Here is a 19,700-nt window from a genome sequence, read left to right on the forward strand (position 1 = left end):
ATTAACGACGCGTCAGCAGAACGCCCAGCACGACGCCCACGGCCGCACCAATCCCGACGCCGGTCCACGGATTTTCGCGCACATAGTCGTCAGCACGCGCAGCGGCTTCACGAGTCTGTTTAGCAATGGCATCACCCGTTTCACCGAGGCGATAGCGGCTCTCTTTTAGCGCGCGCTCGGCTTTGCTGCGGATCTTACTCAACTCTTCTTTCGATTTATCACCAGAGGAGTTCAGCACCTCTTCCAGCGTATCGGCCAGGGATTTCAACTCAGCGCGCAGATGTTCCGATGTGTTTTCTTTCGACATAGTTTTCTCCAGGTGAGTAAGTGGTACTGATACTTAGTAGTCGCGAGCTTCGAGCTCTTTCAGTTCCGCTCGCGCTTCAGCCAGTTTACGCTCGCGTTTGGCAATTTTGTCCGCATCGCCTTTTTGCTTTGCTTCGGCGAGGTCGCGCTGACGTTCGGCGATCTCTTCTTTCTGCTCAGCAATTTTTTCCTGATGATCGGCACGCAGCTTGCTGTCAGTACAGTGGGCCCTGACTTCGCTGAGCGCTTTTTTTAGCCCATTGATGCGATTCTGGTTATTGTGCTTCTCGGCGTAGCTGATCTCCCGTTGAATATCCTGCTCTTTTTGCTGGCAAAGCGTGTTAGCGTAGCTGCCAGCACTGAGAGCGAAAAGGGAGATAGCGAAAGCGATGCGGTATTTCATTCTTGAACCTTCCATTGTGACTCGTCCCCATGAATTCAGGAACGATGATCCAGTGATAAAGCGACAGGGTGACCCCATCGCCTCATTAATCATAGACATTAATCGCAGAAATCACCAAAGTGGGTGATATGATTCGGATTCCTGGAGATTACCCTACCCGATGTGGCGTATCGCGTAAACGTGACAACCACTGGACGGCCTGATTGTTATCATCCTGCTGGGCAATGATGTAGCCGCGCGGCAGCGTTTTGTCGAGCACCGCTTTGGCGGCGGCACTCTGGGCGCTGGAATCGAAAGTGATGAGCAGAGTGTCGTTCTTTGGTGTAATGCTTTTAAAACGAATGCCGTTAGCGTCGAGGTGATGCCAGATCGAGAAGCCGTCCGGCATGCTGGCCCCCTGGTGGACGGCGCGGATCGCCAGCGTGGATTCTTGCTGACGAACCGTTGACCAGACCAACAGCATGGCGCTCAACGTCAGCAGAAACGCGGTGCTCCAGGCCAGTTGTTTAAGGGTTATACGCGGTTTCAGCATCCCTTACCCTCGATTCCCGTATTTCTTTTTCCACAGGACGACCAGTGAACCGCCCAGGCCAAAAACCAGTAGCACGACGGGTAACAGCATCAGGCATGACATCAGTTGATCTTCATACTTCAGAAACACCGGCGTTTTCCCCAGCAGATAACCCAGGCTGGTTAAAATCAGCACCCACAGCAAGCCACTCATCCAGTTGAAAAATTGAAAGCGGGCATTATTCAGGCCGGATAAGCCAGCGATGGTCGGCAGCAAGGTACGAACAAACGCGATAAAACGACCAATCAGCAGGGCGGAAAGACCATGCTTATGGAATAAATGGTGAGCGCGTTGATGATAGTGAGCCGGCAGGTGCGATAACCAGTTTTGTACGATGCGGGTATTGCCCAGCCATCGGCCCTGAATATAGCTCAGCCAACAACCGAGGCTTGCGGCTGCGGTCAGCAACAGAATGGTTTGCGGAAAGCCCATGGCGCCTTTGGCAATTAGAACACCCACTAACACCAACAAACTGTCGCCAGGTAAAAAGGCGGCTGGCAGCAACCCGTTCTCCAGAAACAGAATCATAAATAAAACAAAATACAGCATGCCAATCATGGAAGGATTGGCCAGTGTTTCAAAATCCTGCGCCCACAGGGCATGCAGTAATTGAGTCAAAAGTTCCATTCAGTATTCCAGGTCGAATTGGTTAACGTCACGCCGGGTTAAACAGTTTGCTACGCCGCATCATTGTTAGTGTTTTACATGGTGTGCGGACGGCGCAAAGCCGCGGCCTGAACTATTCCCTGTTAAAAGTTATGAAGTAAGCAAGCACTGACAAACATAAATTCGAATTGCATCTAATTGTAACAAAGGTCAACGTAGTCCGTTATAGAAATTACACGTCCTTGAAATGTGATTTTGCTGATCGCAGGAGAGGGTGGCGAGAGGATTTACACAGGCTGACACTTTATACCTTTCGCTTACTGACAGGCGCAACGGCGCGCCTGTCGAATCAAGAACGTTTATTTTGTCGCGTTAGCCGCCGTATCGAGATGAACGACCGGATTTTCGGCAAACAGATAACGGTCGGCATTAAATTCAAAATCGTCGCTGGTTTCATTGAACAGCATGATTTTTGTGTTCTCGAGATGCTGCCACATCGCCAGTTTTGCCGCATGCGGGTCTTTGCGGATCAGTGCCTTCAGGATTTGATCGTGGTCGTCGCACCAGTTATCGACGGTACGCGCATCAATATGTTCGTGCAGTTTCTTCCAGTACGGGTTGTGACTGCGCTGAGTCCACATTTTTTCCACGATAGCGGCCAGTGCGGAGTTCTGCGTGGCTAACGCGACCTGAATGTGGAATTGCAGGTCCCATTCGGAGTCGCGGAAACATTTTTCGTTGCGCGCCTGTTCCTGGATCGTCATCAGTTTCATGATGTCCTGCTTGGTGACCTGGGTGGCGGCAAACTCTGCAATATTGCTTTCGATAAGCTGACGCGCCTGGAGTAATTCAAAAGGACCGTAGTTGGCAAACTCCAGCGACTCGTCGGTGACCTGCTGGTGGCGCGGTTGGTTGGAAATCACATGAATCCCGGACCCCTTACGGACCTCAACATACCCTTCGACTTCCAGCATGATGATGGCTTCACGAACCACGGTACGGCTGACATTTTTTTCATCGGCAATAAAACGCTCTGCAGGCAATTTATCACCCACCAGGTAAACGCCCTGTTCGATGCGCTCTTTTAAATCAGCAGCAAGTTGTTGATACAAACGTCGTGGTTCGGTGATTTCCATATGCACTCCAGGCATGATACGGCAGACTGTATTTGTTATACCACTTTCGCGAGTTTGGCTCTATACGCAGAAACGAAAAAGCCGCCTGCGAGTGCCAGCAGGCGGCTGAGATTGCTTATGCGTTATCCGTCGGCAGGCTAACTTTGCGCTGCCGGTTCATCAAACTGCGGGCCAGAATCAACTTCACTGGCCGGTTTGTTTTGCAGCACGGTCCAGATAACCAGCGCGCCCAACAGGTCGAACACGGCCAGTACTGCGAACAGCGGGCTGAAGCCAATGGTGTCTGCCAGCGCACCGACCACCAGGGCGAACAGCGTACTCGCCAGCCAGGCAGACATCCCGGTCAGACCGTTCGCCGTGGCCACTTCGTTACGTCCAAAGACATCAGAAGAGAGTGTAATCAGCGCACCGGACAGGGCCTGGTGAGCAAAACCACCAATACACAGCAGCATAATGGCGATGTACGGGCTGGTGAACAGACCGATCATCCCTGGGCCAATCATCAGCACAGCACCCAGCGTAACGACCATTTTTCGCGAGACAATCAGGTTGACGCCAAACCAGCGCTGGAACAGCGGCGGCAGGTAACCCCCCACGATGCAACCGAGGTCAGCAAACAGCATCGGCATCCAGGCGAACATTGCAATTTCTTTCAGGTTAAAGCCATAGACTTTGAACATGAACAGCGGGATCCAGGCGTTAAACGTCCCCCAGGCCGGTTCTGCCAGAAAACGCGGCAGGGCGATACCCCAGAACTGGCGGTTACGCAGAATCTGCACGAGTGACATTTTCTTTTTGGTGCTGTTTTTGTGCTGCGCTTCCTGGCCATTAATAATGTAGTCGCGCTCTTCGTCCGTCAGTTTTTTCTGGTCACGCGGATGCTTATAGAAGATAAGCCAGGACATGGCCCAGATGAAGCTCAGGGCACCAGAGATAATGAACGCCATCTGCCAGCTGTGCATCACGATCGCCCAGACAACCAACGGCGGGGCAATCATCGCACCGATAGAGGAGCCGACGTTAAAGTAGCCGACCGCAATGGAGCGTTCTTTCGCCGGGAACCATTCGGAACTGGCTTTCAGCCCCGCCGGGATCATCGCGGCTTCTGCCGCACCGACCGCGCCGCGCGCCAGCGCCAGGCCCCCCCAGCTTCCTGCCAATGCGGTTGCGCCACAGAAAACGGCCCATAACACGGCAAACATTGCATAGCCTATTTTGGTGCCCAGTATATCCAGCACATAGCCGGCAACAGGTTGCATGACAGTGTAAGCAGCAGAATAGGCTGCGATGATATAGGAGTACTGTTGGGTGGAGATGTGCAACTCTTCCATCAGAGTTGGCGCAGCTGCCGCCACAGTGTTACGCGTCAGGTAACCCAGCACGGTGCCAAGCGTCACCAGCGCAATCATGTACCAACGTAACCCTTTAATTTTACGCATGTAAAACCTCATCGTTTTGTTATTTCCGCAAGGATCGCGGTCATCTTCCTGCCTGTGGCAGAGGATGCTGTTTACGACGGGGTAACCAAAAAAAGCCGGTACGCCCGAACGTTGCCATAAATAAATTTTGCTAATTCGGTTTCCGTACCGGTCAATCCGATGATGAATCATCGGTAACTATGCATTCCGTCGGCTTATGTATCGCGACGGCAGAAAGATAACTTGTCATACAACTTTAAAAGGTGAGTGCCATCACAAAAGTATGAATCTTAGCGTGGTTATTATTTCGATTAGGCGATGCCAGAGCTGGCGCGGCTTGAGGCGATGTTTACCACTTCGAGGGTAAACAATTTGTCGGCATTTATTGATCTACCTCACGAAAATATCTACAGACTATGGAAATTGGTGTGATAACTTTGTCAGCATCGCTACATAAGCAATCAGACGCACTCGTTGAGAGGAAGACGATAATGACCCCGTTTATGACAGAAGATTTTCTACTTGATACTGAATTTGCCCGCCGTCTGTATCATGATTATGCGAAAGACCAGCCTATCTTCGATTACCATTGCCATCTGCCGCCACAGCAAATCGCCGAAGACTACCGGTTCAAGAATCTGTATGACATCTGGCTGAAAGGCGACCATTACAAATGGCGCGCGATGCGCACTAACGGTGTCGCTGAGCGCCTGTGTACCGGCGACGCTTCCGACCGCGAGAAGTTTGACGCGTGGGCGGCGACGGTTCCGCATACGATCGGCAACCCGTTATACCACTGGACGCACCTTGAACTGCGTCGCCCATTCGGCGTGACAGGTAAGCTGCTTTCTCCGTTGACGGCGGACGAAATCTGGAATCAGTGCAACGAACTGCTGGCGCAGGATGAATTCTCCGCACGCGGCATCATGCAGCAGATGAACGTGAAAATGGTCGGCACGACTGACGATCCGATCGATTCGCTGGAGCATCACGCAACGGTCGCAAAAGACAGCAGCTTCTCCGTGAAAGTTTTGCCAAGCTGGCGTCCGGATAAAGCCTTCAATATTGAGCAGGCGACCTTCAACGATTACATGGCAAAACTGGGTGAAGTGTCGGACACCGATATTCGCCGCTTTACCGATCTGCAAAGCGCGCTGACCAAACGTCTGGATCATTTTGCGGCGCACGGCTGCAAAGTTTCCGACCACGCGCTGGATGTGGTGCTGTTCGCAGAGTCCAGCGACGCTGAACTGGATAGCATTCTGGCACGTCGCCTGGCAGGCGAGACGCTGAACGAACATGAAGTGGCGCAGTTCAAAACGGCTGTGCTGGTGTTCCTGGGGGCGGAATATGCGCGTCGCGGTTGGGTACAGCAATACCATATTGGCGCCCTGCGCAATAACAACCTGCGCCAGTTCAAACTGCTGGGGCCGGATGTGGGCTTTGACTCCATCAACGACCGTCCGATGGCGGAAGAGTTATCAAAACTGCTCAGCAAACAGAATGAAGAAAACCTGTTGCCGAAAACCATTCTCTACTGCCTGAACCCGCGCGATAACGAGGTGCTGGGCACCATGATCGGCAACTTCCAGGGGGAAGGGATGCCGGGCAAAATGCAGTTCGGTTCCGGCTGGTGGTTCAACGATCAGAAAGACGGCATGGAACGTCAGATGACGCAACTGGCGCAATTGGGTCTGTTAAGCCGCTTTGTCGGCATGCTGACCGACAGCCGCAGCTTCCTGTCTTATACCCGTCACGAATACTTCCGTCGCATTCTCTGCCAGATGATTGGCCGCTGGGTGCAGGCCGGTGAAGCCCCGGCAGATAGTCAACTGCTGGGCGAGATGGTGAAAAACATTTGCTTTAACAATGCGCGTGATTACTTCGCCATTGAACTGAACTAAGGTCCGGGGTTGATATGCAATACATCAAAATCCATGTGCAGGATAACGTTGCGGTCGCGCTGGCTGATTTGGCGCAGGGAACGGAAGTCACTGTGGACAACCACACCGTAACGCTTCACCAGGATATTGCTCGCGGACATAAATTTGCGCTGAGTGACATCAGGAAAGGGGCGTACGTGATTAAGTATGGTCAGCCTATCGGCCATGCTTTGACGGACATTGCGGCGGGTGAACATATTCACGCCCACAATACTCGCACCAATCTGAGCGATTTGGATGAGTATCGCTATCAACCCGATTTTCAGGATCTTCCTGCGCAACCGGCGGATCGCGACGTGCAGATTTATCGTCGCGCTAATGGGGACGTCGGGGTACGAAACGAACTCTGGATCCTGCCAACCGTTGGCTGCGTCAACGGGATTGCGCGCCAGATCCAGAGCCGTTTCCTGAAAGAGACGAATGATGCTGAGGGCACTGACGGTGTCTTCCTGTTCAGCCACACCTACGGCTGCTCGCAGCTTGGCGACGATCACATCAACACCCGCACCATGCTGCAAAACATGGTCCGTCATCCGAACGCCGGCGCGGTGCTGGTGATTGGCCTGGGATGTGAAAACAACCAGGTCGATGCCTTCCGCGAAACGCTGGGCGACTTCAATCCTGAGCGTGTGCACTTTATGATTTGTCAGCATCAGGACGATGAAGTGGAGGCGGGACTTGAGCATCTTCATCAGCTTTATGACGTGATGCGCCACGACAAACGCGAGCCGGGGAAACTGAGCGAGCTGAAGTTTGGTCTGGAGTGTGGTGGTTCAGACGGGCTTTCCGGGATTACCGCGAACCCGATGCTTGGTCGCTTCTCTGACTACATGATTGCCAACGGCGGCACCACCGTACTGACCGAAGTGCCGGAGATGTTCGGGGCGGAGCAATTGCTGATGAGTCACTGTCGCGACGAAGAAACGTTCGGCAAACTGGTCACCATGGTCAATGACTTCAAGCAGTATTTTATCGCCCACAATCAGCCGATTTACGAAAACCCTTCGCCGGGTAACAAAGCCGGTGGGATCACTACGCTGGAAGACAAGTCGTTGGGCTGCACGCAGAAAGCGGGTTCCAGTCAGGTGGTTGACGTGCTGCGCTACGGCGAGCGTTTGAAAACCCACGGTCTGAATCTGCTGAGCGCGCCGGGTAATGATGCGGTTGCCACCAGTGCGCTGGCGGGTGCCGGTTGTCACATGGTGTTGTTCAGCACCGGTCGCGGTACTCCTTACGGCGGATTTGTGCCGACGGTGAAAATTGCCACCAACAGCGAACTGGCGGCGAAGAAAAAGCACTGGATCGACTTTGATGCGGGCCAGTTGATCCACGGCAAAGCGATGCCGCAACTGCTGAATGAGTTCATTGATACCATCGTCGATTTCGCCAACGGTAAGCAGACCTGCAACGAACGCAATGATTTCCGCGAACTGGCTATCTTTAAAAGCGGCGTAACGTTGTAAAAAGTGCCGAATGACGGCAAAACGCCTTATCAGGCCTACGCTGGCAGGCCTGATAAGCGCAGCGCCATCAGGCATTGTTAATGGAGTTGATGTCGTTTATGACCGCGTATTGGCTGGCTCAGGGCGTCGGTGTGCTCGCGTTTCTGATTGGCATTACGACGTTTTTCAACCGCGATGAGCGCCGCTTCCGACTCCAGCTTGCCGTCTATAGCGCCACGATAGGCGTACACTTCTTTCTGATGGGCGCCTGGCCCGCCGGGATGAGCGCGGAACTCAATACTGTGCGTACTCTGGTGTCGATGCGCACCCGCAAACTGTGGGTGATGGCGCTGTTCATTATCCTCACCCTGGTGCTAGGGCTGGCGAAACTACAGCATGCGATGGAAATTCTGCCCATCATCGGCACGCTCGCCAGTACCTGGGCGCTGTTCCGCTGTAAAGGATTAACGGTGCGCTGCGTGATGTGGTGTGCGACTGCCTGTTGGGTGGTACACAACTTCTGGCTGGGATCGATCGGCGGAACGCTGATTGAAGGCAGTTTTCTGGTGATGAACGGGCTGAACATTATTCGTTTCTGGCGTATGAAACGCCGGGGAATCGATCCATTCAAAATTGAGAAAAGCGTACAGGAAGAGACCCCTTCCGCCAGATGACGGAAGGGTTTAAGGCTTAACTACGCAGCGCGTTATTCGCCAGACGTTCGTCTTCAGCCTGGCAGGCTGCCGCGGTAAACAGGACGTCAGTGGAGGAGTTCAGCGCCGTCTCACAGGAATCCTGCAGCACGCCGATGATAAAGCCGACAGCAACCACCTGCATGGCGATATCGTTCGGGATACCAAACATATTACAGGCCAGCGGGATCAGCAGCAGCGAGCCACCTGCAACACCGGATGCGCCGCAGGCGCACAGCGAGGCGACCACGCTCAACAGCAGCGCGGTGGGCAGATCCACCGGAACGCCCAGCGTATGCACCGCTGCCAGCGTTAACACCGTAATGGTGATCGCCGCGCCCGCCATATTGATGGTGGCGCCCAGCGGAATAGAAACGGAATAGGTATCGCGATCCAGATTCAGTTTTTCACACAGCGCCATATTCACCGGAATATTCGCTGCTGAACTTCGGGTGAAGAAAGCATAAACGCCGCTTTCACGCAGGCAGGCAAAAACCAGCGGATACGGATTGCGACGAATTTTCCAGAATACCAGCAATGGGTTGATCACCAGCGCGACCAGCGCCATACAGCCGACCAGCACAACCAGCAGTTGCGCGTAGCCCCACAGCGTGGAGAAGCCGGTGGTGGCGAGGGTCGATGCGACAAGACCAAAAATACCAATCGGGGCAAAGCGGATCACCAGTTTCACCATAAAGGTCACGGCGTTCGACATATCATTGACCAGATTTTTGGTGGTGTCGTTGCCATGACGCAGGGCAAAACCAAGGCCGACCGCCCACACCAGGATGCCGATATAGTTGGCATTCAGCAGCGCATCAATAGGGTTAGAGACCATGCTCATCAGCAGGCCACGCAGTACTTCTACAATGCCTGACGGTGGCACGATATCATGCGAACTGGTGACCAGATGCAACGTTGAAGGGAAGGCGAAGCTGAAGACTACCGCGGCGAGCGCCGCAGAAAACGTCCCCAACAGATAGAGAAACAGAATCGGGCGAATGCTGGTTTTTTGCCCGTGCTGATGGTTGGCGATCGACGCCATCACCAGCATCAGAACCAGAATCGGGGCGACGGCTTTTAACGCACCGACGAACAATGTGCCGAGCAAGCCAACGGCAATGGCTGCCGGTTTTGAAATCCATGCCAGTATGATCCCCAGTACGAGACCTACCAAAATTTGTTTAACCAGGCTTCCTTGAGCCAAACGCTGTAGTAGCCCCGATGAACGTTGCGTAGTCATTTCTTGATCCTTACAGTGTGTTGTTGCTCATCCTTCGCGCGTTCTATGGACGCCGCTTTCCGGATGTAACAAAGTGTTTGCCTGGTTGAGTATAAGGAAAGATAACGCTTCGGGAAGCGAAATATGCTGGATTTCATGCTGCGGTCATGTTTTGTAACTTGGTGTTAACAATATTGTGACATGTTCTACAAAAAGCAGAGGCCAGATTATCTATTGGCCGGGGACGCGCTAGCGTCGCCCGGCACGACAGAATTACGCCTGTTGTTTCTTATCATGCTGGTAGTTGACCCAGGCGTTGATCAGTAACGTCACGACCAGGATGCCAAATACCACGCCGAGCGAAATCGCAATCGGGATATGGTAGAAGTCGACGATCAGCATCTTTATACCGATAAACACCAGGATCACCGCCAGACCGTATTTCAGCATAGAGAACCGCTCTGCAACTCCCGACAGCAGGAAGTACATGGCACGCAGGCCCAGGATCGCGAACAGGTTCGAGGTCAGAACGATGAACGGGTCAGTCGTAACAGCAAAAATAGCCGGAATACTGTCGACCGCAAAAATAACGTCGCTCAGTTCCACCAGGATCAGCACCAGCAGCAGCGGCGTGGCATACAGCAGACCCTTTTTACGCACGAAGAAATGTTCGTTCTCGATAGTATCCGTCATGCGCAGATGTCCGCGCAGCCAGCGCACCAGAGGCTTATCGCCAATGCCGGCGTCATCTTCTTTCGCCAGCGCCATTTTTACCCCGGTAAACAGCAGGAAAGCGCCAAACACGTACAGCATCCATTCGAACTGCGTAATCAGCCAGGTACCAGCAAAAATCATTATCGTACGTAGTACGATGGCACCCAGCACGCCGTAGACCAGTACCCGACGTTGCAGGGCAGGCGGCACCGAGAAGTAGCTGAACAACATCAGCCAGACAAAGACGTTATCGACGGCGAGGGATTTTTCGATCAGATAACCCGTGAGGAACGCCAGCGCCTGCGGATCGGCGACGGCGCGGCCTTCGGTTTGTACCAGGTACCACCAGAATGCAGCGTTAAACAGTAGCGAGAGCGTGACCCAGACCAGGGACCAGGCAGCCGCTTGCTTCATGGTCATCGTATGTACGCCACGACGCCCCTGCAAAAAGAGGTCGATAGCCAGCATGATCACCACAACAACAGCGAATCCGCCCCATAACAACGGTGTGCCGACAGTATTCATCATCATTCCTTACACATAAAAAAAACGGCCAACGTCGGAAGACGTCAGCCGCTGCTTTTTATGCATAGACCTCGCCTTCCGGCAAGGTCTCACTTACAACAAAAAAAGAATGCGTTAGCGCATTCCTTTGTCGTTGCCCGGTGACCGGATGTGGTTTTTCACACATCGTAATGACGATCGACCGACAATGAAGTTACTCCCCTTTGCAGGTAACAAAATATGACAGGCCATGCATTCCGTCAATGGCCTGTAACATCTGTTTTACAATGTTTTACGCAGTCGCTGCGCGGCTGACATCGTCTGCCGGGAAGGTGACGCCGGTCTGGCGACGAATCTCGGTTAACAGTTTTGCCGTGATGCGACTGTTGGACAATCCGGGGTGATTCACTTCATTGGCGTCCACCAGTGCTGCAAACGCCTGTGCCTCATACAGCATAGTATTGATGTGCTGCGGTTGGGTAAGATCCTGGGTTTTCCCGCCGCGCGGAACAAAACAAACCTTCTGGCATTCGGAGATTTTTTCGATCACCAGCGATCCGGCTTCGCCCTGAATTTCACTGTCGACAACGGAATCACTCACTTTGGAATGCTGGAGGGTGACGCTGAAATCACCGTAGTCCATCACCACCACGCCGTGGGCATCGACACCGCTCTCCAGCAGACTGGCAGAGGCCTGTACGCTGTGCGGTTCGCCCCATAGCGCCACAGCGGAAGCCAGGCAGTAGAAGCCAATGTCCATGATCGAGCCATTGGAGAAGGCCGGGTTAAAGGTGTTCGGGTTTTCGCCGTCAAGATAGCGCTGATAGCGCGACGAATACTGACAGTAATTGAGGAACGCTTTGCGCATTTTACCGACTTTCGGCAGCGATTGTTGTAACAGCAGGAAGTTAGGCAGACTGGCGGTTTTAAACGCTTCGTAAAGCACCACTTGATTTTCCCGCGCACAGGCGATGGCGGCTTCGACTTCAGCCAGATTCGACGCCAGTGGCTTCTCGCAGATCACATGCTTTTTATGGCTCAGAAACAGTTGGGTCTGGGGAAAGTGCAGCGAGTTCGGGCTGGCAATGTACACGGCGTCAATCGCCTCGCTTTGCGCCATCGCATCCAGCGAGGTAAACAGATGCTCGACGAGGTAATCATTGGCGAAGGTTTGCGCCTGTTCGAGGCTGCGGGAATAGACTGCGGTTAACTTATATTTGCCGGTCTCATGGGCGGCATCCACAAACTGGCGGGTGATCCAGTTTGTGCCAATCACTGCGAAACGTATCATAAATGCCTTCAGGCTCCATAAAGGGATTCTGTCGTCAATTTAGCACGCCTTTATGACAAAGCCAGTGCGCTACTGCGCAGTTTCCTTTAACGACAGCTGCGTCAACCAGAGGCGGGTATCAAATTCCAGCTGGTGATAGTGCGGTTCCATGTGACAGCAAAGCTGATAAAACGCCTTGTTGTGCTCCTTTTCCTTCAGATGCACCAGTTCGTGGACGACGATCATTCGCAAAAAGGGTTCCGGCGCGTTGCGAAACACGGTGGCGACGCGGATCTCGGCTTTCGCTTTCAGCTTGCCGCCTTGTACACGAGAGACCGCTGTGTGCAGGCCGAGCGCATTCTTCAGCACGTGGATCTTATTGTCATACATCACTTTGTTGATCGGCGGGGCGTTACGCAGAAATTGATTTTTCAGATCCTGGGTGTATTGCCAGAGCGCTTTATCCGTCGCGAAATCATGCGTTCCCGGATAGCGCTTTTCCAGCACAGCGCCCAGCCGTTGCTCGGCAATCAGCGTGCGCACCTGAGAAAGCAGGTGCTCCGGGTAGCCCTGGAGGTAAGTTAATTGGCTCATCGTCACCCATGCAAATCATAAAAAGTGTATACTCACGCACCCTTTTACGGGATACGCCGAAATTTTACCATTCAGGAGGGCCGATGAGCCACACAGACAACGGTTTCCGTTCACTGACACTAAAACGTTTCCCGGAAACGGACGACGTTAACCCACTGTTGGCGTGGGAAGCGGCCGATGATTATCTGCTGCAACAGGTGGACGATACGGAGATTCGCGGCCCGGTGCTGATCCTGAATGATACCTTCGGTGCGCTGAGCTGTGCGCTGGCGGAGCAGTCGCCGTACAGCATTGGTGATTCGTATTTAAGCGAACTGGCAACGCGGGAAAACCTGCGCCATAACGACCTCGCGGAGTCCAGCGTCAAGTTTCTCGACAGCACGGCAGAGTACCCGCAGGCGCCGGACGTGGTGCTGATCAAAGTGCCGAAAACGCTGGCACTGCTTGAGCAACAGCTGCGCGCGCTGCGAAAAGTGGTGACCCCGCAAACCCGTATCATTGCTGGCGCGAAGGCGCGGGATATCCATAACTCCACGCTGGAGCTGTTTGAGAAAGTGCTCGGTCCAACGACTACCACGCTGGCGTGGAAAAAGGCGCGTCTCATCAATTGCACCTTCAGCGAGCCGGCTCTGGCTGATGCGCCGGAAACGCTGAGCTGGAAACTGGAAGGCACCGACTGGATCATCCATAACCATGCCAACGTCTTCTCCCGCACCGGGCTGGATATTGGCGCACGTTTCTTTATGCAGCACCTGCCAGAGAATCTGGAAGGGGAGATTGTCGATCTCGGCTGTGGCAACGGGGTAATTGGTCTGACGCTGCTGGAAAAAAATCCGCAGGCGAGCGTGGTGTTTGTCGATGAATCCCCAATGGCGGTGGCGTCCAGCCGTCTGAATGTGGAAACTAACCTGCCTGAAGCCATCGATCGCTGTGAGTTTATGATTAACAACGCGCTGTCCGGGGTTGAGCCTTTTCGCTTTAATGCCGTACTGTGCAACCCGCCGTTCCATCAGAAGCATGCACTGACGGATAACATTGCCTGGGAAATGTTCCACCACGCCCGTCGCTGCCTGAAGATCAACGGCGAGCTGTATATCGTCGCCAACCGTCACCTCGACTATTTCCACAAGCTGAAGAAGATCTTCGGCAACTGCGCCACCGTTGCGACCAACAATAAGTTTGTGGTGCTCAAAGCGGTGAAAGTCGGCCGCCGTCGCTAAGTGAACTGCCCATGCCCGGCACGCACAATGTGACCGGGCAATGAATTAAATTCCCAGCGCCAGACGGGTGCCCTGGGCAATGGCCCGGCGGGCATCCAGTTCCATCGCTACATCACAGCCGCCGATTAAGTGCACCGTCTTTCCCGCCGCATGCAGCGGTTCTGCCAGCTCACGTCGCGGCTCTTGACCCGCACAAATAATGACGTTATCGACTTCCAGCGTCTGCGCTTCACCACCGATCAACACGTGCAGACCGGTGTCGTCGATCTTCTGATAGCTGACTGCCGGGATCATCTTCACACCGCGTGAAAGCAACGTGGTGCGATGGATCCAACCGGTGGTTTTTCCCAGTCCCTCGCCGGGTTTGCTGGCCTTGCGCTGGAGCATCACAATCTGACGCGGGCTGCGAGCCAGATGCGGGCCTTCCGGACGTAATCCGCCGGCCTGTTGCAGGCTGGTGTCGATACCCCATTCCACACAGAAATCGGCAATGTTCTGGCTGGTGGGTTCGCCGGGCTGACTCAGGTACATTGCGGTATCAAAGCCGATCCCGCCGCAGCCAACGATCGCCACCCGATTCCCCACCGGGGTTTTGTCACGCAGGACATCGAGGTAGGTTAAAACCTTCGGATGATCGATGCCGTCGATCGGCGGCCTGCGCGGCTCGATCCCGCTGGCGAGGATCACCTCATCGAATGCCTGCAGATCGTCTGCTGCAACATAATGATTGAGTTTCAGGGTGACGCCGGTGACGTCAATCATCCGACGGTAATAGCGGAGCGTTTCATAAAACTCCTCTTTACCGGGGATCTGTTTGGCAATATTGAACTGCCCGCCGATCTCGCCCAGCGCATCAAAGAGGGTGACATGATGACCGCGTGCCGCCGCATTGATAGCAAAGGCAAGACCCGCCGGGCCCGCGCCGACGACAGCCAGATTTTTTATTGTGGAAGCCGGAACAACAGGCATTTGGGTTTCATGGCAGGCGCGGGGATTCACCAGGCACGACGTGATTTTGCCGACGAAGATCTGATCCAGGCACGCCTGATTACAGCCGATGCAGGTGTTAATTTCATCGGCACGCCCCGATTGCGCTTTCGACAGCAGTTCGGCATCCGCGAGAAACGGGCGCGCCATCGACACCATATCGGCATCACCACGCGCCAGAATTTCATCGGCAACCTGCGGAACGTTAATCCGGTTAGTGGTGACCAGCGGCAGCGAAACGTGCCCTTTCAGCTTACGCGTTACCCAACTGAAGGCGCCGCGCGGTACCGGCGTGGCGATGGTGGGAATGCGCGCTTCATGCCAGCCAATTCCGGTGTTGATGAGCGTTGCGCCTGCGGCTTCAATGGCCTGCGCCAGTTGCACTGTTTCTGCAAAAGTGCCGCCTTTTTCCACCAGATCAAGCATCGACAGGCGGTAGATAATAATAAAGTCGTTCCCCACCCGCTGACGCACCGCACGTACCACTTCAATGGCAAAGCGCATACGATTGGTATAATTACCGCCCCATTCATCGTCGCGCTGATTGGTGCGCAGGGCGAGAAACTCGTTAATCAGGTACCCTTCCGAGCCCATGACCTCCACGCCGTCGTAACCCGCCTCCCGTGCCAGTTGGGCACAGTGCGCGAAGTCTTCTATCAGTTGCAGAATTTCTTCGTGGCTCAGTGCGTGCGGGGTAAACCGGTTGATGGGGGCCTGAATTGCGGAAGGGGCTACCAGTTGTGGTTGATAGCTGTAGCGCCCGGTATGCAGGATCTGTAGCGCTATTTTCCCGCCTTCACGATGAACCGCGTCGGTGATGATACGGTGATGCGGCACCTCACGGGCGTCATTGAGCGTCGCGCCGCCTTCCATCGTGACGCCAGACGACGCGGGGGCGATGCCACCCGTGACAATCAGTGCGACGCCGTGCCGGGCTCGCTCGGCATAGAAAGCGGCCAGGCGTTCCGCGCCATCAGGATACTCTTCAAGTCCCGTGTGCATTGAACCCATCAGCACGCGGTTTTTAAGCCGAGTAAAACCAAGATCAAGCGGGGCGAACAGCGACGGATAGCGCATAAGATTGTCCAGTATGTAAAATTATTGTTATGTGGTCGGATGAGTGTCTAATTTAGTCGTCGGCAGGGAAAAGGGAAAAGGGGAATGCGATGATTGTGATGGGATTCAAAAAATGCCCCCGGGCAGGGGGCATTTGTTCACAGGCCAGAATGGTGTTTCATCACCCGGCAAGCTGTTTACACCTCTTCTATGCTCACCCGCAGCGCCGCCAGCGCTTTACGCGTGGCTTTCAGCACTTGCTCACACTGCTCAATGGTCAGCGTTAACGGCGGTTCGATGCGGATCGTTTTCGAGTTGTTGAGCGTTCCGGCAACCAGGACCCGCTGGCGGAACATCTCGCTGGCGAAATTGTAGCCGGTTTCATTGTCGACAAACTCGATTGCCATCAGCATCCCTTTCCCGCGGGCGTCCTGCACCAGGTCAGGGAACTCTCGCGCCAGTTGGCGAAAACCGTCCAGCAGGATATCGCCTTTCTGTTCCGCTTGTGCCGGTAAGTTCTGCTCCAGCAGCACATTGATGGTGGCCAGCGCGGCCGCACAGGCCAGCGGATTGCCACCGAAGGTGGTGGTGTGCAGGAAGGGGTTATCAAACAGTACCGAGAAGACCTCTTCGGTGGCGATCGTCGCGCCAATCGGCATCACGCCGCCGCCCAGCGCTTTTGCCAGGCAGAGAATGTCGGGCTGAACGTTCTCATGCTCGCAGGCAAACATCTTGCCGGTACGCCCCATGCCGGTCTGGACTTCATCAAGGATCATCAGCGCGCCAAATTCGTCGCAGAGTTTACGTACGGCGGTGAGATAACCCTGCGGTGGCAGGATCACGCCACCTTCACCCTGAATAGGCTCCAGAATCACCGCAGCCACATCATCTCCGGTTTTTTTGCACTCGCTGAGCGCGGTACGCATGGCCTCAATATTGCCGAACGGCACATGACGGAAGCCCGGCAGCAGCGGCATAAACGGCTTGCGGAACGTCGATTTGGCGGTGGCGGACAGCGCGCCCAACGACTTACCGTGAAACGCGCCGCTGGTGGCGATAAAGGTAAATTTGCCGCGTGGTGACTGATACGCCTTCGCCAGTTTCAGCGCCGCTTCGACCGATTCGGTACCACTGTTGCTAAAGAAGCTGTATTTGAGTTTTCCGGGCGCCAGGGCAGCAAGGGTTTTTGCCAGCATGGCCCGCAGTGGGTCAAGCAGTTCCTGACTATGCAGAGGTTGTTTCGCGAGTTGATTCTGTACGGCGGAAACCACAACTGGATTACGGTGCCCCACGTTGAAAATTCCAAAACCTCCCAGGCAGTCGACAAACTCCTGTCCCTGGGTGTCGACAAGCGTGTTCAGACTTCCCGCTTGCCACTCTACGGCTCCGTAATCCCCGCCGGCGGTAACAGATTTGCGATACTCTAAAAATCCCGGATTGACATGCTCTTTGAAGTAATCAATCACCTCTCGGTTAAGTGCTTTCATCTCCTCATGATCAAGCGTTCGCTTCTCAATGAGATTCAGTGCGTGCGCACTACAGGCCAAAGCCGATGCGCTGGAAGGTAACCTGTTCAAAATATGCTCCCGGAGATCGCGTATCACATGATACCGATTTAAGTATTGCAGGGATTGCGCCATCCCGGCGGCGCTGATGAAAATCGGGATAAACACCAGGGAGAACTGTTATTGCGCAACATTTAATCTCATTTGTTAACACTTGCTGGGTTTTTGTGCAAAATGAAGACCGTGTGAGATCGGCGTCAGAAGGGGCGATTGCGCAGAAATAGTGCAAAATTTGCGCGATAACAGTGCGCGACCCACAGTGTGATTTGATAGTTTCAACGTGAAAGTATTTTAAATCAATCAATTAGAATTCGTACAAAATATGAGGTTTAATCGCAAATTGCGATCTAAATCAAATTTAACATCTAAAGATAAATCTGTTAGCGCCGAAATAACATCTGACAAGAAGTTAACAACCAGATAACTTGCACAGGACGCGACTATGTCTTCTCAGCTCTACGTTACCCAGCAAAATACACCGCTGGATGACGATACGACCCTCATGTCGACAACCGATCTCTACAGCTACATCACGCACGCCAACGATACGTTCGTCAATATTAGCGGTTACTCACTCAATGAATTGCTGGCGCAACCGCACAACCTGGTGCGTCACCCGGACATGCCGAAAGCAGCCTTTGCTGACATGTGGTACACCCTGCAGCAGGGTGAACCCTGGAGCGGCATCGTCAAGAATCGCCGTAAAAATGGCGATCACTACTGGGTTCGGGCGAACGCGGTACCGATGGTGCGCGAGGGGAACGTGACGGGGTACATGTCAATTCGCACCCGCGCGACGGATGCGGAGATCGCCACGGTTGAGCCGCTTTACAAGGCGCTCAATGAAGGTCGTTGTCGACGCCGGATCCACAAAGGACTGGTGGTGCGTAAAGGATGGCTCGGGAAACTACCGGCAATGCCGGTGCGTTGGCGGGTCCGCAGCGTGATGGCGCTGATCTACGTGGTATTGGCGGCGGTGCTACACCTGTCTGGTGCGCCATGGCTTGCACAACTGATGTGTGTGCTGGTGATGCTACTGGGTACAGCGGCGTTTGAGTGGCAGATTGTTCGTCCGATTGAGAACGTCGCGAAGCAGGCGCTGAAGGTAGCGACCGGTGAGCGAAACAGCGTGGCGCATCTGAATCGCAGTGATGAACTGGGGTTGACGCTACGCGCTGTCGGGCAACTTGGTCTGATGTGTCGCTGGCTAATTAACGACGTTTCAAGCCAGGTGTCGAGCGTCAGAAACGGCAGCGAAGCCTTAGCGAAAGGCAACGACGATCTGAATAAGCATACGCGTCAGACGGTCGATAACGTCCAGCAGACGGTGACCACCATGAATCAAATGGCGGCGTCGGTAAAACAAAACTCCGAAACCGCATCCGCCGCCGATAAGTTGTCGATTGCCGCCAGTAGCGCGGCGGCACAGGGCGGTGAAGCAATGGACACCGTGATTAAAACCATGGATGACATCGCCAACAGCACGCAGCGCATTGGCACCATCACCACGCTGATTAACGACATCGCTTTCCAGACCAATATTCTGGCATTGAACGCCGCAGTTGAAGCGGCCAGGGCGGGTGAGCAAGGCAAAGGGTTTGCCGTCGTGGCGGGTGAAGTGCGCCATCTGGCCAGCCGCAGCGCCAGCGCGGCGAATGATATTCGTAAGCTAATCGATGCCAGTGCGGATAAAGTGCAGTCGGGTTCTCAGCAGGTCCACGCTGCGGGACGTACGATGGATGATATTGTCTCTCAGGTACAAAACGTCACTCAGTTGATTGCGCAGATCAGCCATTCAACGCTTGAACAGTCCGACGGATTGACCAGTCTGACGCGTGCGGTAGGCGAACTTAACGACATCACGCAGAAGAACGCCGAGTTGGTTGAAGAGAGCGCGCAGGTGTCCGCCATGGTTAAACACCGTGCCAGCCGTCTGGCGGATGCCGTGACGGTGTTGCACTAATCCTTTCTTTTATCCGCATCAACGCTTACCGGTAATGGTAAGCGTCATTGTAATAATAATGTTAATAACATATTAAATATTACCACCT

17 protein-coding genes are annotated in these 19,700 nt (G+C 54.1%); 5 read left to right on the plus strand and 12 right to left on the minus strand.

Features of this window, described 5'->3' with window-relative positions:
* Position 1: 1 nt before the first annotated feature.
* From HVZ37_RS03105 to exuT, 6 genes are all read right to left on the minus strand, one after another.
* Positions 2–307 carry a YqjD family protein gene (locus HVZ37_RS03105; RefSeq protein WP_042998228.1) on the minus strand — a complete coding sequence of 102 codons (306 nt, stop codon included), beginning with the start codon at positions 305–307 and terminating at the stop codon, positions 2–4.
* Between the two features lie 33 nt (positions 308–340).
* Positions 341–709, minus strand: coding sequence for a DUF1090 domain-containing protein (locus HVZ37_RS03110; protein ID WP_042998227.1), 369 nt, complete (start codon positions 707–709; stop codon positions 341–343).
* Positions 710–857: 148 nt separating this feature from the next.
* A complete protein-coding gene (gene mzrA / locus HVZ37_RS03115) occupies positions 858–1,241 on the minus strand; it encodes an EnvZ/OmpR regulon moderator MzrA (protein ID WP_042998226.1) in 384 nt (127 codons plus the stop codon).
* A 3-nt stretch (positions 1,242–1,244) separates the two neighbouring features.
* The gene (gene yqjA, locus HVZ37_RS03120) at positions 1,245–1,907 is read right to left on the minus strand and encodes a DedA family general envelope maintenance protein YqjA (protein WP_042998225.1); all 663 of its coding nucleotides are present in this window, start codon (positions 1,905–1,907) and stop codon (positions 1,245–1,247) included.
* A 338-nt stretch (positions 1,908–2,245) separates the two neighbouring features.
* Positions 2,246–3,022, minus strand: a complete 777-nt coding sequence (exuR, locus tag HVZ37_RS03125) for a transcriptional regulator ExuR (RefSeq protein WP_042998224.1) — start codon at positions 3,020–3,022, stop codon at positions 2,246–2,248.
* Between the two features lie 137 nt (positions 3,023–3,159).
* Positions 3,160–4,461 (minus strand): hexuronate transporter ExuT, encoded by a 1,302-nt coding sequence (gene exuT, locus HVZ37_RS03130; protein ID WP_042998223.1) that lies wholly within the window; start codon positions 4,459–4,461, stop codon positions 3,160–3,162.
* A gap of 470 nt (positions 4,462–4,931) precedes the next feature.
* Here exuT and uxaC point away from each other — a divergent pair, with 470 nt between their 5' ends.
* The 3 genes from uxaC to HVZ37_RS03145 all read left to right on the plus strand — a co-directional run bounded on the left by uxaC (position 4,932) and on the right by HVZ37_RS03145 (position 8,499).
* A complete protein-coding gene (gene uxaC, locus HVZ37_RS03135; protein WP_181628099.1) occupies positions 4,932–6,344 on the plus strand; it encodes a glucuronate isomerase in 1,413 nt (470 codons plus the stop codon).
* Positions 6,345–6,358: 14 nt separating this feature from the next.
* On the plus strand, positions 6,359–7,846 hold the full coding sequence (locus HVZ37_RS03140; RefSeq protein WP_181628100.1) for an altronate dehydratase family protein: 1,488 nt from the start codon (positions 6,359–6,361) through the stop codon (positions 7,844–7,846).
* Positions 7,847–7,944: 98 nt separating this feature from the next.
* On the plus strand, positions 7,945–8,499 hold the full coding sequence (locus HVZ37_RS03145; protein WP_046487516.1) for a YgjV family protein: 555 nt from the start codon (positions 7,945–7,947) through the stop codon (positions 8,497–8,499).
* Positions 8,500–8,515: 16 nt separating this feature from the next.
* Here HVZ37_RS03145 and sstT read toward each other — a convergent pair whose 3' ends face one another.
* From sstT to HVZ37_RS03165, 4 genes are all read right to left on the minus strand, one after another.
* The gene (gene sstT / locus HVZ37_RS03150) at positions 8,516–9,760 is read right to left on the minus strand and encodes a serine/threonine transporter SstT (protein WP_042998220.1); all 1,245 of its coding nucleotides are present in this window, start codon (positions 9,758–9,760) and stop codon (positions 8,516–8,518) included.
* Between the two features lie 252 nt (positions 9,761–10,012).
* Positions 10,013–10,978, minus strand: a complete 966-nt coding sequence (locus HVZ37_RS03155) for a TerC family protein (RefSeq protein WP_042998219.1) — start codon at positions 10,976–10,978, stop codon at positions 10,013–10,015.
* 271 nt (positions 10,979–11,249) lie between these two features.
* Positions 11,250–12,248 (minus strand): Gfo/Idh/MocA family oxidoreductase, encoded by a 999-nt coding sequence (locus HVZ37_RS03160; RefSeq protein ID WP_061070603.1) that lies wholly within the window; start codon positions 12,246–12,248, stop codon positions 11,250–11,252.
* A 69-nt stretch (positions 12,249–12,317) separates the two neighbouring features.
* Complete coding sequence (locus HVZ37_RS03165) at positions 12,318–12,821, minus strand: M48 family metallopeptidase (protein WP_181628101.1); 504 nt, start codon at positions 12,819–12,821, stop codon at positions 12,318–12,320.
* A gap of 83 nt (positions 12,822–12,904) precedes the next feature.
* Between HVZ37_RS03165 and rlmG the strand changes: the two genes are divergently transcribed.
* Positions 12,905–14,041: a 23S rRNA (guanine(1835)-N(2))-methyltransferase RlmG gene (rlmG, locus tag HVZ37_RS03170; protein ID WP_181628102.1), complete on the plus strand. Its 1,137-nt coding sequence runs from the start codon at positions 12,905–12,907 to the stop codon at positions 14,039–14,041.
* Between the two features lie 45 nt (positions 14,042–14,086).
* On the opposite strand, the gene HVZ37_RS03175 is transcribed toward rlmG, so the two are convergent.
* Both HVZ37_RS03175 and ygjG read right to left on the minus strand, forming a co-directional pair.
* Positions 14,087–16,105, minus strand: coding sequence for an NADPH-dependent 2,4-dienoyl-CoA reductase (locus tag HVZ37_RS03175; protein ID WP_181628103.1), 2,019 nt, complete (start codon positions 16,103–16,105; stop codon positions 14,087–14,089).
* A gap of 176 nt (positions 16,106–16,281) precedes the next feature.
* On the minus strand, positions 16,282–17,661 hold the full coding sequence (gene ygjG / locus HVZ37_RS03180; protein WP_172740562.1) for a putrescine aminotransferase: 1,380 nt from the start codon (positions 17,659–17,661) through the stop codon (positions 16,282–16,284).
* Between the two features lie 430 nt (positions 17,662–18,091).
* On the opposite strand from ygjG, the gene HVZ37_RS03185 reads away from it, so the two are divergent.
* Complete coding sequence (locus HVZ37_RS03185; protein ID WP_042998213.1) at positions 18,092–19,612, plus strand: PAS domain-containing methyl-accepting chemotaxis protein; 1,521 nt, start codon at positions 18,092–18,094, stop codon at positions 19,610–19,612.
* The last annotated feature ends 88 nt before the right edge of the window (positions 19,613–19,700 follow it).

It is taken from the genome of Citrobacter sp. RHB35-C17, assembly GCF_013816795.1.
GTDB classification, from domain to species: domain Bacteria; phylum Pseudomonadota; class Gammaproteobacteria; order Enterobacterales; family Enterobacteriaceae; genus Citrobacter_A; species Citrobacter_A amalonaticus.